Raw genomic sequence first — 16,226 nt, forward strand, 5'->3', positions numbered from 1 at the left:
AGCCCCGCGCCCCTAAGCAGGTGCCCCGGGCCGGAGTTTGAGGAGGTAACCCTCGTGCTTGATCACGTCATCAAAGGCGCGACCGTCGTGGACGGGACGGGAGCGGCCGCTTACACCGCCGACCTCGGCATACGGGACGGTCGCATCGCCGAGATCGGGTCCATAGAAGAGGAAGCCCGAAGCAGCGAAGACGCGCACGGACTTGTCCTCGCGCCGGGGTTCGTCGACCCCCATACCCACTACGACGCCCAGCTCTTCTGGGACCCGTATGCCACGCCGTCCCTCAATCACGGAGTCACTACCGTCGCCGCCGGCAACTGTGGCTTCACCCTTGCCCCGTTGAACTCATCCCGGCCCGCCGACGCCGACTACACGCGGCGGATGATGTCCAAGGTCGAGGGCATGTCTCTGGTCGCTCTCGAAGAGGGGGCGCCCTGGACGTGGCAGTCCTTCGGGGACTACCTGGACGCTCTCGAAGGGCGGATCGCTGTCAACGCGGGCTTCATGGTGGGGCATTGTGCGTTGCGGCGGTATGTGATGGGCGCGGACGCTGTTGGTGGGCAGCCGAGTGAGGAGCAACTCGCCGAGATGTTGCGGTTGTTCCACGAGGCCATGGATGCCGGGGCCTGGGGTTTCTCCACCACCCAGTCCTCCACCCACTCCGACGGTGACGGGAAGCCCGTCGCCTCCCGGCATGCGCTGCCCGCCGAACTCATCGCGCTTTCCAGGGCTGTTGGGGAACACGAGGGGACGCAGATCGAGGCGATCGTCGCCGGGTGTCTGGATCAGTTCAGTGACGCGGAGATCGATCTGTTCGTCGAGATGAGCGCGGTGGCGGGGCGGCCGTTGAACTGGAACGTGCTGACCATCGACGCCGCCGTGCCTGAGCGCGTGCCCCGGCAGCTGTTCGCCAGTGAGCGGGCGCGGAAGGCCGGGGGGCGGGTCGTCGCGCTGACCATGCCGATCCTCACGCCGATGAACATGTCGCTGGGCACCTTCTGCGCGCTGAACCTGATACCCGGGTGGGGGCCGATCCTGAGCCTGCCCGTGCCCGAGCGGATCGCCAAGCTGCGCGAACCCGACGCACGGGCCGAGATGCTGCGGAACGCCAACAGCAAGGAGGCGGGCGTCTTTCGGCGGCTCGCGAACTTCGGGCGGTATGTGATCGGGGATACGTACAGCGCGGCCAATGAGGGGCTCACCGGGCGGGTGGTCAAGGACATCGCCGAGGAACGTGGGCAGGAGTCCTTTGAGTGTCTCGTCGAGATCTGTGCGGCTGATGAGCTGCGGACGGTGTTGTGGCCGATGCCTTCCGACAACGACCCGGCCTCCTGGGCGCTGCGTGCCGAGACCTGGCAGCACGAGGACGTGTTGCTCGGTGGGTCCGACGCGGGGGCGCATCTGGACCGGATGTGCGGGGCGCCGTACACGACCCGCTTCATCGGGGACTGTCTGCGGGGGCGGAAGTTGGTGGGGCTCGAGCAGGCCGTGAAGATGCTCACCGATGATCCGGCTCGGTTGTTCGGGCTGCGGGAGCGGGGGCAGTTGCGGGAGGGCTGGCATGCGGACCTGGTGCTCTTCGACCCGGAACGGATCGACGCCGGCAAGGCCACCCTGGTGCACGACCTGCCGGGTGACAGTCCGCGCCTGGACTCCAAGGCGATCGGGATAACGGCCGTGTGGGTCAACGGGGTTGAGGCCCTCCGGGACGACGTGGTGAGCGGGTCCGTGCCGGGGCGGGTGCTGCGGTCGGGGCGGGACACCAGGACGGTGAGCACGAAGTGAGTTCCGAAGTCGGCCCTCAAGTCGCGGGCGAGCAAAGGTTGTTCGTCGGGGGCGAGTGGGTCGCGCCGGACAGTGGGCACTACGCCGTGGTCGATCCCGCTACCGAGGAGACCGTGGGGTGGGCGCCGGAGGCCTCGCGGGCGCAGGTGTTCGCCGCCGCCGCCGCCGCCCGGGACGCCTTCGGGGCGTGGTCGCGTACGCCGGCCGAGGAACGTGCGGCGATTCTCGGGCGGGCGGCGGACCTCATCCGTCGCGGGCTCGTGTCGTACGCCGAGCTCGCACAGGCGGAGACCGGCGCCACGACCGGGACCGCGCGGGGCATGCAAGTGGGCGTCGCCGCGGCCCGGTTCCGGCGGTACGCGACCGTCGAACCGGCCGAGTGGGCGATCGCGCCGCAGGTCAACGAGGCGGGCTCGTTCGGGCGGGCGGCCGTCATGGGGGCGATTGCCGTACGGCAGCCGGTCGGTGTCGTCACCTGCATCACGTCCTACAACAACCCCTGGGCGAACCCCGCCGGCAAGATCGCCCCCGCCCTTGCCATGGGCAACACGGTGGTCGTGAAACCGGCGCCGCAGGACCCGCTGTCCGTCTACCGGATGGCGGAGGCGCTGGAGGCGGCCGGGGTGCCGCGCGGGGTCGTGAACGTGGTCGGCGGGTGTGCGGTGGAGGTCGGTGAGGCGGCTGTGGAGTCGCCGGACGTCGACATGGTCAGCTTCACCGGTTCCACGGCCGTCGGGCAGCGGATCGCCGAGGTGTGCGGGCGGGGGATGAAACGGCAGTTGATGGAGCTGGGCGGGAAGGGCGCGGCTGTCGTCTTCGACGACGCGGATCTCGCATCGGCCGTGTCCGGTATCGGTACGACCTTCTCCTTCTACAGCGGGCAGATCTGTACGGCGCCTACGCGGGTGCTGGCGCAGCGGGGTGTCTACGACCGGCTGGTCGAGCAACTGGCCGGATACGCGGGGGCGTTGAAGGTCGGCGACCCGCGCTCGCCGGACACGGTCGTCGGGCCGGTCATCTCGGCGGCGCACCGGGAGCGCGTCGAGTCGTACGTCGAACTCGGCCGGAAGGAAGGGGCGGTCGTGGTCGCGGGTGGTGAACGGCCCTCCGACGGACCGGGGTTCCTCGTCGCGCCCACCGTCCTGGCCGACTGCGCCGCCGAGATGAGGGTCGTCCGTGAGGAGATCTTCGGGCCGGTCGTCGTGGTCGTCCCCTTCGACGACGAGGAGGAAGGGATCGCCCTCGCCAACGACAGCGACTACGGCCTCATCGACTATGTGTGGTCGGGGGACGTGGCCCGCGCCTTCCGGGTGGCCCGGCTGCTGCGGGCCGGCGGGGTCGGGGTCAACACCGTGGGGCGCAACATGGAGGCGCCGTTCGGGGGCTTCAAGAGGAGCGGGGTCGGACGGGACGTCGGGTCTTACGCGCTGCACGCGTACAGCGAGGTGCAGGCGATCGTTTGGCCGGGGTGACGCGAAGCCCCTCGCCCGCCGGGTCGCATCCCCCGCCCACTGTCACCTGTCCAGATCCACCCGCACCGTCAGCAGACTCGACCCCATCGCCTTCACCGCCGCGCTGTTGAAGCGGGGCAGGGTGCGCAGGCGGGCCTGAGGGTCGTCGTCCGGGAGCAGGTGGGCCGTGCCGGTGTGCCAGCGGCCCATGATCCGGACCCGTACCTTCGGGTTCGCCTTGATGTTGCGGACGTACTGGGAGAGCTCGCCGAACTCCGAGACCAGCCAGAAGGTGTCGCCGACACGGCGGCCGCCGAGCGGGGTGCGGCGGGGTTGGCCGGAGACGCGGCCGGTGGTCTCCAGGACGGTCTGGGTGGGGAGGTGGCGCATGGCCGAGTTCAGCAGGCGCTGGAATCTCGCGACATTGCGGTACTTGGACTCGGGGGTGCTCGGCATCGGTTTCCGGATCTCCTGTCGGCTGGCTGCGTTCGTGGACTTCAATGATCCCCGTGCGCATCGTGACGTGGAACCTGTGGTGGCGGTACGGGCCCTGGGAGGCCCGGCAGAAGGCGATTCTCGCCGTGTTGCGGGAACTGCGGCCCGATGTCGTCGGGTTGCAGGAGGTGTGGGACACCGGGGGCGCGGACGGTGCTGCTGGTACCGGCGGTACCGATGGCTCCAGCGGTGAGAACCTCGCCGCCTGGCTCGCCTCGGAACTCGGCATGCACTGGACCTGGGGAGCCTCTCACGACCCCGGGTTCTGGCAGCGGCGGCTCGGCGACCCCACCGTCGGCATCGGCAACGCCGTCCTCAGCCGCTGGCCCGTCGCCGAGCGGGCCGTACTGCCGCTGCCGCCCGGCGCCGGTGACGGCGGCCGGCTCGCGCTGTACGCGGGGCTGGACGCGCCGGGGTACCGCGTCCCCTTCTTCACCGCCCACCTCTCCTCCGCCACCGAGGCCTCGGCCGTACGGTGCCAACAGGTCACCGCGCTCGCGGAGTTCGTCGCCGAGCATCGAGGCGACGGGCCTTTCCCGGCCGTCGTCACCGGTGACTTCAACGCCTGGCCGGACTCGGACGAGGTGCGGTTGTTCGGCGGGTACAAGACCGCGCCGCCCGTTGCCGGTCAAGTCCTCATCGACGCCTGGGACTTCGCCGAGCCGGGGGCGCCCTCGGCCACCTGGGACCTCGCGAATCCGTACCTCGCGGGCACGTTCGGGCCGAGCGTCCGCATCGACTACATCTTCGTCGAGCCGACCGGGAAGGGCGCGCCCGGCCATGTGCGGGGCGTACGGCGGGCGGGGGACGGGTCGGTCGACGGGGTGTGGCCGACCGATCACGCGGCGGTTGTCGTGGATCTGAGCGCCTAGGCCAGCGGTTCACCACCTCACCGGTTCACCACCTCACCGGTTCACCACCTCACCGGTTCACCGCTTGGCCTAGCCCAGGAAGATCGGATTGGTGAACGCCGCCAGCGCCCCCGGTACCGCCCCCGCCGCCGTCTCGTGCCTCAACTCGGCCCGTACGTACGCCGCGTAGGCCGCCGTCGTACCCCACTCGACCACCCCCGCCCCACCCACCGGCAGCGGATCGCTGGTGAACAGCACCCCCTGGTCGGTCACGAAGCGGACGGTGCAGCGCGGGGCGCCGGTGACCTCCAGCCGTACCGTGACCGGGGTGTCCGTGTCGACCCTCAACCGGTCGCCGATTCCCGCGTGTTGGGCCCGGCCGCCGGACGCGGTGAAGGTGAGGGAGAGGTTCTTGGATTCGGCGACATAGGAGTGGCCCGCGCGGATGCCGTCCTGGATCGCCTCCCTCGTCAAGTCCTCGGCCAGGACGACGGTTTGGGGCAGGCCGATCGCGTCCGGGTCGCGGTGGGCGTCGCTGTTGCCCATCGCCGGGAGCCACCCCGGGTTCTCGCGGTCCTCCCGTACGGACGCCACCAGCGTCGCGTCCCAGGAGGCGAGGGCGATCTCGTCGTCGGGTGTGTAGGGGCCGTTCCACACCTCGACGGCGTCCGCCTCGCCGAAGCCGAACTTCCAGGCGCAGCCGATGCAGGTGGCGTGCGGATGGGCGGGGACGACCAGGCCGCCGGCCCGCCGGATCTCGCGGGCGAACCGTCCGAAGCGGTTGTCGCGCGCCCGGTACCGCCAGTCGACGAAGGTGCCGGGCTCGGTGCCGAGGGCGACCACGTGACCGTTACGGGTCGTGATCTCCTCGCCGAGCATGATGAGCAGGTCGTCGCCCGCTTCCGGGGCCCAATGGGGGTGCGAGGACGGGGTGTTGTGGTCGGAGGAGTTGATGAAGTCCAGGCCCGCCGCCCGCGCCAGCGCCGCGATCTCGGCGGGGGTGCGGCGCCCGTCGGAGTACCAGGAGTGCAGATGGCAGTCACCCCGGTACCAGGCCCGCCCGCGCCCCTTCGCCCGCTCCGGCGGATACACCGGCCGCGGCGCGACGCCCGGTTCGCCGTAGGTGAGCGTGATCGTGAGCTCGTACGACAGGCCCTGCGGGGACACCGTGTACGGGCCCAGCGCGATGTGCCAGACGCCGGCGTGCACCGGGCCGGGGAGGTAGCCGGGGGTCGCGTCGTCCACCCGGAGGAAGAACTCCGTGCGCGCCCCGCCCGACCAGCCCCGGAAACCCCGGCCGCCCAGGTCCGTGCCGCGCTGGTCGAAGATGCCGATGTCGAGCGCGTTGCCCTGGGTACCGGCCGGGACGGACGGCTTGTCGTACGTGTAGGCCACCCTGATCTCGTTGACCCCCGTGGGGATCTCGACGGGCACGTACACGTAGTCGGGCGAACCGGTCGGGAGCGTGCCCCGGACCGTCCGCGTCTCCTGGGCACCGCTTGCGGGAGTCGTCGCACCGCTTGCGAAGGTCACACTCCCCAACGTAAGCGCGGCGGTGGCGCCCGTCACGATCAGCGCACGTCGGTTGAGGCCGTTTCCGTGATCGTCGTCGCACATGCTGCTGCTCCCGGGGTGTCGTGAGGGACAGGGATGGCGCGGAGGTGAGCGGAGGTGACCCGTACGACTCTGATAGTCGGCTGTGAACTCCCGTGCAAGGACAGGGAATCGGCGGGTGTCGGGAAACAGGAGTCGGCATGGGGGAGGGCGGAGCCCGTACGGGGGAGGGTGGCGCCGGTACGAGGAAGGGTGGAGTGGTCCCGTTGCCAGTGACACCGTGTAACGACCTGCCCGGCCGGAATGCATCGGGCGCCCCTCTTTGGCCTGATCACACCGATCGTATGCTCGAAGGATGACGACTCCCGCGAGCTCCGGAACCGGCCCGACCGAGAACTCCATGCGTCGCGCCCTCAAACGGGCCCGTGACGGCGTCGCCCTCGACGTCACGGAAGCGGCGGTGCTGCTCCAGGCCCGCGGCGAGGCCCTCGACGACCTCACCGCGTCCGCCGCCCGGGTGCGCGACGCGGGCCTGGAGACGGCCGGCCGCCCCGGCGTGATCACGTACTCGAAGAGCGTCTTCATCCCCCTCACCCGCCTGTGCCGCGACAAGTGCCACTACTGCACCTTCGTCACCGTCCCCGGCAAGCTCCGCCGCGCCGGCCACGGCATGTTCATGTCGCCGGACGAGGTCCTCGACATCGCGCGCAAGGGCGCGGCCCTCGGCTGCAAGGAAGCCCTCATCACCCTCGGCGACAAGCCCGAGGACCGCTGGCCGGAGGCGCGCGAGTGGCTCGACGCGCACGGCTACGACGACACGATCGCGTACGTCCGCGCCATCTCGATCCGCATCCTGGAGGAGACGGGCCTGCTCCCGCACCTCAACCCCGGGGTGATGACCTGGACGGACTTCCAGCGCCTGAAGCCGGTGGCGCCGAGCATGGGCATGATGCTGGAGACGACCGCGACCCGGCTCTGGTCCGAGCCCGGCGGCCCGCACTACGGCTCCCCGGACAAGGAACCCGCCGTACGCCTAAGGGTGTTGGAGGACGCGGGCCGCTCGTCCGTCCCCTTCACCTCCGGCATCCTGATCGGCATCGGCGAGACGTACGAGGAGCGCGCGGACTCCCTCTTCGCGCTCCGCAAGATCTCTCGCTCCTACCACGGCATCCAGGAACTGATCATCCAGAACTTCCGCGCCAAGCCGGACACGGCGATGCGCGGCATGCCGGACGCGGAGCTGGACGAGCTGGTGGCGACGGTCGCGGTGGCCCGCCACATCATGGGCCCGTCGGCCTGCATCCAGGCCCCGCCCAACCTGGTCGACTCGGAGTACAAGCGCCTGATCGGCGCGGGCATCGACGACTGGGGCGGGGTCTCCCCTCTCACCATCGACCACGTGAACCCCGAACGCCCGTGGCCACAGATCGAGTTGCTGCGCGAGGAGTCGGCGGAGGCGGGCTTCGAACTGCGCGAACGGCTGTGTGTGTACCCGGAGTTCGTAGGGCGGGGCGAACCCTGGCTGGACCCCCGCCTGTTGCCGCACGTACGGGCACTGGCGGACCCGGAGACGGGCCTGGCCCGTGAGGACGCGGTGGTCGAGGGCCACGCGTGGCAGGAGCCGGAGGAGGCCTTCGTGTCATCCGGCCGCACGGATCTCCACACGACGATCGACACGGAGGGCCGTACGTCCGACCGCCGTGACGACTTCGACGAGGTCTACGGCGACTGGGGCGCCCTGCGCGAGGCGGCGGCACCCGGCATGGTCCCCGAGCGCATCGACACGGACGTACGGCAGGCGCTGGCGACGGCGGCCGACGACCCGACGAAGCTCACCGACGCGGAGGCGCTGGCGCTGCTGCACGCGGACGGCCCGGCGCTGGACGCGCTGACGCGGATCGCGGACGACGTGCGGAAGTCGGTGGTCGGGGACGAGGTGACGTACATCGTCACGCGGAACATCAACTTCACCAACGTCTGCTACACCGGCTGCCGTTTCTGCGCCTTCGCGCAGCGCCGTACGGACGCGGACGCGTACACGCTGTCGCTGGACCAGGTGGCGGACCGGGCCCAACAGGCCTGGGAGGTCGGGGCAGTTGAGGTCTGCATGCAGGGCGGAATCCACCCCGACCTGCCCGGCACGGCGTACTTCGACATCGCGAAGGCGGTGAAGGAGCGGGTTCCCGGGATGCATGTCCACGCGTTCTCTCCCATGGAGGTCGTCAACGGCGCGACGCGCACCGGCCTTTCGATCCGCGAGTGGCTGACGGCGGCGAAGGAAGCGGGCCTGGACACCATCCCCGGCACGGCGGCGGAGATCCTCGACGACGAGGTGCGGTGGGTCCTGACGAAGGGGAAACTGCCGACGGCGACATGGATCGAAGTAGTCACGACAGCCCATGAGTTGGGCATCCGGTCGTCGTCGACGATGATGTACGGCCACGTGGACCAGCCGCGCCACTGGCTGGGCCACCTCCGCACCCTGGCGTCCATCCAGCAACGCACGGGCGGCTTCACTGAGTTCGTGACGCTGCCGTTCATCCACACCAACGCACCCGTGTACTTGGCGGGGATCGCTCGCCCCGGCCCGACAATGCGGGACAACAGGGCGGTGGTGGCGATGGCAAGGCTGCTCCTCCACCCTCACATCCCCAACATCCAGACGAGCTGGGTGAAGTTGGGCTCGGAGGGCGCGGCGGAGATGCTGCGCTCCGGGGCGAACGACCTCGGCGGCACGTTGATGGAGGAGACCATCTCGCGGATGGCGGGTTCGTCGTACGGCTCGTACAAGTCGGTGCGGGACCTGGTCGCCGTAGCGGAGCTGGCGGGCAGGCCGGCAAGGCCGCGGACGACGTTGTACGGCGAGGTGCCGGAGGAACGACAGCTGGCCGCTTCCGTCTCGGACGGGCATCTGCCGGAGCTGCTGCCGGTGCTGGACTGAGCGGGCGGGGGCTTGGATGGGGCGGGTGCCGGGATGGGGGCCGGTACGATGATCCGACCCCTGTTCGATCGGGATGTGGGGGCTGTGAGTAGCTGAGGAGATGCGTGCCCGTGCCTGCCTCCAAGGTCTGGGTGACCGGTCTGACGGTGGGAGCGATCGCCGCGGTCACGGTCCTGGCCGTCCAGGCCAACAAGGGGCCGCACCCGAAGGCGCCCGTCGCCCAGCCGCGCGCCTCGGCGTCCGCGCACGCGTCCACGTCCCCGAAGCCGCACGCGACGGCCGCCGCGGTACCGGCCTCCTCCGGTACCGGGCGGCGCATCGTCTACGCCGTGGGCCAGAAACGGGTCTGGCTGGTCGACGCGAGCGACAAGGCGGGCCGTACGTTCGCGGTCTGGCCGGGCACGGTGAGCCCCGACCCGGGCACGTACACGGTGTCGGTCCGCAAGGACGCCACGACGGGCTCCGACGGCGTCCAGATCGCGAACATCGTCTACTTCGCCACCAAGTCCGGCCTCAACATCGCCTTCTCCAACGCGGTGGACGGCTCCTCGCCCCCGCCGGCGGTGGGCAAGCAGACGGGCGGCGTACGGATGGGCAAGGCGGACGGGGCGGCGCTGTGGGCGTTCGGGACGACGAGCACGAAGGTGATCGTGGTCAAGTAGCGGAACTCTTGGTCGGGAGTTGCACGACGAGCAGCACGACCCCGCTCAACAGGAACACCCGCGTCGCGGCCTCCAGCCCGTTCCAGTCCTTCGACTGCCACATCGAGAACCACTCGCCGCCGACCGCGATGAACCCGGCCCCGAACAACACCATGAGCATGAGCAGCCCGTACGTGGAGAAACGCCGGGCCCGCTCATCGTCCCGCCGGACCCACAGCCAGGTTCCGTAGATCAGCACGAGCGCGGCAAGGGTCTCCCACGCGATGATCGCGACATAGACGGCATCCTGCAGCCCTTTACCGCTGACCGCCCGCCACATCAGATCGTCGTCCTTGAACGTCGTGTCCATGGCCAGCACATGCCGCACGAACTGCTGGTTGGTCCCGAAGTCGGTGATGTTCCCGAAGGCGACGAGGGCGATGTAGAGGGCGACGGTGGCGGTGAGGAGGGTGGCGGCGAGGGTGGTCGCGGTGCGCGAGGTGGGGGCGGTCATGACAGGTTCCTTCCCCGTGCGGGAGGGAGTGCCTCACCTGTTGAGGTCCGCGGTCGTTGGGCGAGAATGGTGCCGCACGGACTCCGGTGGGCGTGCTGACGAGGGGGCGTACGGGTGGCGCAGGCGCGGCCGTCGATGCAGGAGCTGATCCGGCAGCGCAGGCGGGCCGGTTTCGTGGGGCGGGGTGTTGAACGGGCCGCGTTCCGGGCCAACTTCGGGATCGCGCCCGAGGACGAGCGGCACCGGTTCCTCTTCCACGTGCACGGCAACGCGGGAGTCGGGAAGACGTTCCTGGTGCGGGAGTTGGAACAGGTCGCGCGGGAGATGGGCGCGCTGACGGCGTACGTCGACGAGAGCGTCGGGAGTGTGCCGGAGGCGATGGCGGTGATCAGTCGTCAGTTCGCTCTGCAGGGACACAGGTTCAAGGAGCTGGAGCGACTGCTCGCCGCGCATCGAGAGCGGCGGCACGAGGCGGAGGCGGCTGTCGTAGCCATGCTCGAACCGGCGCCGGAGGGGCCGTCGGCGAGCAGCATGGTGGCGGCGCGGGCCGGACTGGTCGGACTCGGCATGGTGCCGGGGGCCGGCGCTTTCGCGGGTGCGCTCGACGCCGCCCAACTCGCCCAGGGAGCGGATCGGTTGAGAGCGGGCCTCAGTGCGCGCTTCCGCAATCAGGAGGACGTGCAACTGGTTCTGTCACCGGAGCGAGTCCTCACGCCGGTCCTGCTCGGCGAACTCGCCGACGTGGCGTCCCGGGTCCCCTGGATCGTCCTGTTCTTCGACACGTACGAGCGGACGGGGCCGTTTCTCGACGGCTGGCTGCATGAGGTGATGACGGGCGACCTGTACGGTTTTCTCCCGGCCACGGTCGTTGTCGTGACCGCCGGCCAGCACTCCTTCGACACCGCTCGCTGGGGCGGCTTCGCGGACTTCGTGGCCGATGTGCCGCTCGGCCCGTTCACGGAGGCGGAGACCCGGGGACTGCTCGCCGGCAAGGGGGTCGTGGCCGAGCCCGTGGTCGAGGAGGTGCTGCGTCTCACGGGCGGACTGCCGGTGTTGGTGTCGACGCTGGCCGAACAGCGTCCTGCCGATCCGCACGATGTGGGCGACCCCAGCGCCACGGCGGTCGAACGCTTCCTGAGATGGGAACACGACCCGGTGCGCCGGGCGGTGGCGCTCGCGTGCGCCTTGCCCCGGAGCTTGGACATGGACGTGTTCCGGGCCGCTGTCGAATGCCCGGACGAGGAGGCGGAGGCGCTGTTCACGTGGCTGCGCGGGCTGCCTTTCGTGGATGACCGGGGCGACCGTGTCCGCTATCACCACCTGGTGCGCGAGCCGATGCTCCGCCTGCAGCGCCGCCGCTCCCCACGCGGGTGGACCGAGCGGCACGCACGGCTCGCCGAGGTCTTCGCCAGGTGGCGCGGAGAGTCCGAAGAGACCAGGGAATCCCACGAGTTCCGGTCGGACGAGGAGTGGCGCGAACTGCGGCTGGCCGAGTCCTACCACTCCATGTGCGCGTTGCCTCGGACCGCGCCCGCGACGGTGTCCGCCGACATCGTCGCTGCCTGCTCCTACGGGGAGGACGTGGTGCGCCGTTGGGTACGGCTCGTGGCCGATGCGGGTGAGGACACGGACGCGGAAGCCGTACGGACGTATGGGCGTGCCCTGGCGGAGGCGTTCGCGGACGGAGGTGTGGCCGGTCTGCTCCAGTTGCTGCTGAGCCGCGCGCGCGGGGACGAACGGTGGCGAGCGGAGGCGTGGGCGCACCGAGGCGACGCCCTCGGCCGGGCCGGTGACTACGAGCAGGCCCTGGACGACTACGACCGTGCCCTCGCGCTCGACCCGGACCTCGTGCGAGCCCACCGGGCGAAGGCGGTGACCCGAGGTGGAATGGGCGACTACGATGCCGCACTCCGTGACCTTGACCGGGTCGTGGCCCTGGAGCCGGACAACGCGTACAACGTCATCCTGCGCGGTGAACACCACCGCATCGCGCGCCACCATGCCGAAGCGATGCGGGACTTGGACGAGGGCATCCGCCTCGATCCGACCAGCGACTTCGCCTGGGCGTCCCGAGGCGCCACCCGCTTATTCCTCGGCGAACTCGACATGGCTCTCTCGGACTTGAACCGTGCGCTGGAACTCAAGCCCGACTACGCCTGGGCACTTGCCCGCCGGGCACGGGTGTGGCGGGCGTTCGGCGACCACGAACGCCAACTGGCCGACCTCGACCGCGCGCTCCCGCTGCAACCCGACTGGGCCTGGGGACTCTGCGAACGCGGCGACGCCCTCCGTACGGCCGGCCGCGACGAGGAGGCGCTCGCCGACTACGACCGTGCCCTCGCCCTCGACCCTGACTACGCGTCGGCGTACGCCAGCCGCGGCGCGAGCCTGGCCAATCTGGGCCGCGACGAGGAGGCGCTCGCCGACCTGGACCGCGCTCTGGAACTCAAACCCGCGTATGCCTGGGCCACGGAGTGGCGGATGACCGTGCGCCGGCGACTCGGTGCGTCCACCTCGAACGACGGGCCCGATGATCACCCGTCCGCCGCCAACTGAGCTTCGGGGTAAGCGAGTTACCGGGATACTCCGGCGAACGACACGAACTCGGTCCACGAGGTATCCGCGAAGGCGAGTTGGGCGCGCTGCGTGTTCTTGGAGTCGCGTACGTGGACCGTGGCATCGGCGGCGACTATCGCGACCTCGACGCAATCAGGGCCGTCGTTGCTGCTGTAGCTGCTCTTGAACCACTTCAGCGCGGAGGTCATGTCTCTTCTCCCATTACTTTCTCGATGAAGGCCAGGGAATCCCGTGGCGTGAGAGCCTGCGCCCGGATCATGCCATAGCGCATTTCGAGGACCTGAACTTCCTTGGGATCGCTGATCAGTCGGCTGTGGAGCTGGCCCTCCGAGTGGCCGAGTGTCTTGCCGTCGAGGAGCTTCAGCAGCCGGATCGAGCCCGCCATACCCGCGTGGTCCTCACGGTCTGTGGGCATCACCTGGATCTCGACATGGCGCAACTTACTGATCTCCAGGAGGTGTTCAAGCTGCTTGCGCAGCACCATTCTGCCTCCGAGGGGCCGCCGTAGCGTCACCTCTTCCTGGACGAAGGTGAGCAGCGGCGATGGCTTGCGTTCGAAGACGGCCTTGCGTGCCACACGCGCGGTGACGTGCCGATCGATCTCCTCCTCCGTGTACGCGGGCCGTCGCATGACGTACAACTCCCTGGCGTAGTCCGGGGTTTGCAGCAGCCCGTGAATCTGGTGGCTGTCGTAGGCTCCCAGCTCTACGGCCTCGTCCTCCAGGTTTTTCAGATCCCGGACCTTCTTCGGGTACCGGGCCTTCTCCACGTCCTCCTTCATCGCGGAGATCTTGCCGCCCGCTTTCAACACCTTGTCCGCCTTGTCGAGGAACTCCGGCTTGGGGGCTCGCCGCCCCCGCTCCACCGACGAGACCATCTCCGCGCTGTACCCGATCTCGACCCCGAACTCCGCCTGTGACAGCCCGGCGGCCTCCCGCCACATCTTGATCTGACGGCCTACCGCCTTCAGTACGGCCGCCGACTCCTCGTCCTCCACACCGCCCACCTCTCGTGCACGAGCCGGACGACCCCGGACAGCAGCCGGACAGTCGCGCTCCGTACCGACATGAATGCTGTTCAGGGTAGACAGGAGTGGCCACGCTGAGTGATGTGAATGAAGAAATCACTCAAGCCGCGACCCTGGTACGGCACTTCACCGTGCTGTTGTCCGCAACGCGCCGGGGAGCCCGCCTCGCCCGTCTCCTCACGGAACGTCAACTCGCCGACTGGGGGCTGCCGTCCGAGGCCGCGGAACACGTCGTCGCCGAACTCTCCGCTAACGCTGTCGTGCACGGGCGGGTACCCGGGCGCGATTTCAGGCTGACTCTACGGCTCGACGCATTCGGCACGCTCCGTATCGAGGTGACGGACGCCCGAGGCGATCGGGTCCCCCGTGTCCCGAACTCGGCCTCGGTGTGCGCGGAATCGGGGCGCGGGCTGCTGCTCGTGGCCGCGTACGCGGAGCGTTGGGGTGTTGATGAGACACCCACCCCCTGCAAGACCGTGTGGGCCGAACTCGTGTTGGGGCGGGAGTGAGGGGATGCTGTGGCCCTGAGCTGTGGAGTGACCGTCGGTCCGCCCGCTTCTTTGTGAGTGTCGGGATTGCGCGAGCCGAGTAAAGGGCGCTCCCTGCGGTCGCGTCGGCTGCGCCGATTCCGCTTCGCTTCACCCTTGACTCGCCTCACGCAATCCCGTTGGAGAAGCGAGCGGGCGGCCCCGAGGGATGGGTGGCCGGCTGTGAGTCCCCTTGCCTGTACTGCGTTGTGGGCCGGTGCGGAGGGTGCGCGCTCGCGTCTCGCCTGCACGCCGGGCCGGCTCAGCGGCCAGCGGTGAGTGGGGACTTGAGCCATAGGCATGGGGCCATGGCCTGTGGGCGGATCGGGCCGGTTCTGGGCGACGGCCCGGACGACAGCCCCCACCGACCGGCCCTCCCTGGGGTACCCGGTCCGCAGAAGTGTGACAGTTTCAGCGGAAGTGTCACACTTCCCCGACCCACCCACCGCCCCGGCGGCCTCCCACCCGCCCCGCCGTGCTGCCGACCCTGCCCTCTCGCTTCTCCCCCCACCGGCCGGTCGCCGCTAAGCCGGCCCGGCGTGCTGGCGAGACGCGAGCGCGCATCCCTCACTCCGGCCCGCAACGCAGTTCAGGCAAGGGTGTTCATGCCTGGCCCAACGTCCACCCACCAACCCCCGACCAGCCCAACCCCTGTATACCGATCCACCCTCTCAACCCACCGTCCCCGTTCGATTACAGTGCTGAACTGACTCGTACGTACGACGGAGCCCTGAGGAGGCCTGGGTGAGTACGGCAACCGCGGCCGTCTGGGGCCGGGTCGAGCAGCAGGATTTTCGGAGTCGGGTGCGGGGGGCGCTGCTCGGGGCCGCTGTGGGGGATGCCCTTGGTGCGCCCGTCGATCTGTTGGCGATCGACGAGATCCGGGAGGCCTACGGTGCGGAGGGCGTCGTGGATCTCGCCTTCGGGTACGGGCGGCGGGGCGCCGTCACTCATCTCACGCAGCTCACTCTCTTCACCGTGGACGGGTTGATCCGGGCGCAGGTCAGACGGGATACCGGGGCCTGGCATCCGCCCACCGATCTGCACCGGGCCTATCTGCGGTGGGCCGCCACCCAGCACGACTGGGGGCCCGATGAGCGTCGTAAGGACGACGGATGGCTCGCGCGGGAGGAGTGGCTCTACGCTCGGCGGGATCCAACTCGGGCTTGCTTGTTGGGACTTGGGGATGAGCGGATGGGGACGCTCGACGCGCCCAAGAATCCCGGTGAGGTGGGGAGTGAGGCTGCCGTACGGTCCGCGCCCTTCGGGTTGCTCGTGGGGTGGGAGCCTCAGCTGGTGATGCAGCTCGCCGTGGAGTGTGCGACGCAGACTCATGGGCATCCCGTCGGGTATCTCTCCGCCGGTGCCTACGCTGTCATCGTGCATGGGCTGGCCCGGGGGGAGAGCCTCGACGCCGCCGTGCAGCGGGCGCTCGCCCAGCTCGCCGCGCGGCCCGGGCATCCGCCCGTCTCCGACGCCCTTCAGCGCGCCCTCGGTGCCGTACGGCAGGGGATGCCCACCTCCGGGCGGGTCGAGGAGCTGGTGGGGGAGGGGAGCGCGGAAGGGGTGCTCGCCGGGGCCGTCTACTGCGCGCTCGTCGGGGAGGACGTACGGCATGGGCTGTGTCTCGCCGTGAATCAGGGCGGGCCCTCGGGCGCCACCGGGGCGCTCACCGGTGGGCTGCTCGGGGCCCTGTACGGCGAGACGGCCCTCCCGCCGGCCTGGCTGGCCGAACTGGAGGGCCGTCCCACGTTGCTTGTGCTCGCCGACGACTTCGCCGTGGAGATGACCCAGGGGCCCGCGTTGCACGGGCCCGCCGGGTCGGCTCCCGGCTGGATCGCCCGGTATCCGCGAGGGGGCTGA

The 16,226-nt window shown here is 69.9% G+C and carries 13 protein-coding genes; 8 read left to right on the forward strand and 5 right to left on the reverse strand.

What is annotated here, in order from left to right:
• The first annotated feature begins 54 nt into the window (after positions 1–54).
• A complete protein-coding gene (locus SPR02S_RS12970; protein ID WP_026150483.1) occupies positions 55–1,785 on the forward strand; it encodes an N-acyl-D-amino-acid deacylase family protein in 1,731 nt (576 codons plus the stop codon).
• Positions 1,782–3,257 carry an aldehyde dehydrogenase family protein gene (locus SPR02S_RS12975; RefSeq protein ID WP_019057397.1) on the forward strand — a complete coding sequence of 492 codons (1,476 nt, stop codon included), beginning with the start codon at positions 1,782–1,784 and terminating at the stop codon, positions 3,255–3,257. The genes SPR02S_RS12970 and SPR02S_RS12975 overlap by 4 nt, the downstream gene beginning before the upstream one ends.
• Positions 3,258–3,299: 42 nt before the next feature.
• On the opposite strand, the gene SPR02S_RS12980 is transcribed toward SPR02S_RS12975, so the two are convergent.
• Entirely contained in the window at positions 3,300–3,692 is a 393-nt protein-coding gene (locus SPR02S_RS12980; protein WP_019057398.1) for a nitroreductase/quinone reductase family protein, read from the reverse strand.
• A 44-nt stretch (positions 3,693–3,736) separates the two neighbouring features.
• Here SPR02S_RS12980 and SPR02S_RS12985 point away from each other — a divergent pair, with 44 nt between their 5' ends.
• Positions 3,737–4,603 carry an endonuclease/exonuclease/phosphatase family protein gene (locus tag SPR02S_RS12985; protein ID WP_019057399.1) on the forward strand — a complete coding sequence of 289 codons (867 nt, stop codon included), beginning with the start codon at positions 3,737–3,739 and terminating at the stop codon, positions 4,601–4,603.
• A gap of 69 nt (positions 4,604–4,672) precedes the next feature.
• On the opposite strand, the gene SPR02S_RS12990 is transcribed toward SPR02S_RS12985, so the two are convergent.
• The gene (locus SPR02S_RS12990) at positions 4,673–6,199 is read right to left on the reverse strand and encodes a CehA/McbA family metallohydrolase (RefSeq protein WP_019057400.1); all 1,527 of its coding nucleotides are present in this window, start codon (positions 6,197–6,199) and stop codon (positions 4,673–4,675) included.
• A gap of 292 nt (positions 6,200–6,491) precedes the next feature.
• Here SPR02S_RS12990 and SPR02S_RS12995 point away from each other — a divergent pair, with 292 nt between their 5' ends.
• On the forward strand, positions 6,492–9,077 hold the full coding sequence (locus SPR02S_RS12995; protein WP_019057401.1) for a bifunctional FO biosynthesis protein CofGH: 2,586 nt from the start codon (positions 6,492–6,494) through the stop codon (positions 9,075–9,077).
• Positions 9,078–9,187: 110 nt separating this feature from the next.
• Positions 9,188–9,739 (forward strand): hypothetical protein, encoded by a 552-nt coding sequence (locus SPR02S_RS13000; protein WP_019057402.1) that lies wholly within the window; start codon positions 9,188–9,190, stop codon positions 9,737–9,739.
• On the opposite strand, the gene SPR02S_RS13005 is transcribed toward SPR02S_RS13000, so the two are convergent.
• Positions 9,732–10,232 carry a DUF2165 domain-containing protein gene (locus SPR02S_RS13005; RefSeq protein ID WP_019057403.1) on the reverse strand — a complete coding sequence of 167 codons (501 nt, stop codon included), beginning with the start codon at positions 10,230–10,232 and terminating at the stop codon, positions 9,732–9,734. The genes SPR02S_RS13000 and SPR02S_RS13005 overlap by 8 nt on opposite strands.
• A 135-nt stretch (positions 10,233–10,367) precedes the next feature.
• Between SPR02S_RS13005 and SPR02S_RS13010 the strand changes: the two genes are divergently transcribed.
• Positions 10,368–12,788 carry a tetratricopeptide repeat protein gene (locus SPR02S_RS13010; protein ID WP_106436950.1) on the forward strand — a complete coding sequence of 807 codons (2,421 nt, stop codon included), beginning with the start codon at positions 10,368–10,370 and terminating at the stop codon, positions 12,786–12,788.
• 17 nt (positions 12,789–12,805) lie between these two features.
• Here SPR02S_RS13010 and SPR02S_RS13015 read toward each other — a convergent pair whose 3' ends face one another.
• Entirely contained in the window at positions 12,806–12,997 is a 192-nt protein-coding gene (locus SPR02S_RS13015) for a DUF397 domain-containing protein (RefSeq protein WP_019057405.1), read from the reverse strand.
• Complete coding sequence (locus SPR02S_RS13020; protein WP_019057406.1) at positions 12,994–13,806, reverse strand: helix-turn-helix domain-containing protein; 813 nt, start codon at positions 13,804–13,806, stop codon at positions 12,994–12,996. The genes SPR02S_RS13015 and SPR02S_RS13020 overlap by 4 nt, the downstream gene beginning before the upstream one ends.
• 113 nt (positions 13,807–13,919) lie before the next feature.
• On the opposite strand from SPR02S_RS13020, the gene SPR02S_RS13025 reads away from it, so the two are divergent.
• Together SPR02S_RS13025 and SPR02S_RS13030 are read left to right on the forward strand one after the other, a co-directional pair.
• Complete coding sequence (locus SPR02S_RS13025) at positions 13,920–14,345, forward strand: ATP-binding protein (RefSeq protein ID WP_019057407.1); 426 nt, start codon at positions 13,920–13,922, stop codon at positions 14,343–14,345.
• Between the two features lie 762 nt (positions 14,346–15,107).
• Positions 15,108–16,226 (forward strand): ADP-ribosylglycohydrolase family protein, encoded by a 1,119-nt coding sequence (locus tag SPR02S_RS13030; RefSeq protein WP_019057408.1) that lies wholly within the window; start codon positions 15,108–15,110, stop codon positions 16,224–16,226.

Origin of the sequence: Streptomyces prunicolor NBRC 13075, assembly GCF_000367365.1 — a bacterium.
Taxonomy (GTDB): Bacteria; Actinomycetota; Actinomycetes; order Streptomycetales; family Streptomycetaceae; genus Streptomyces; species Streptomyces prunicolor.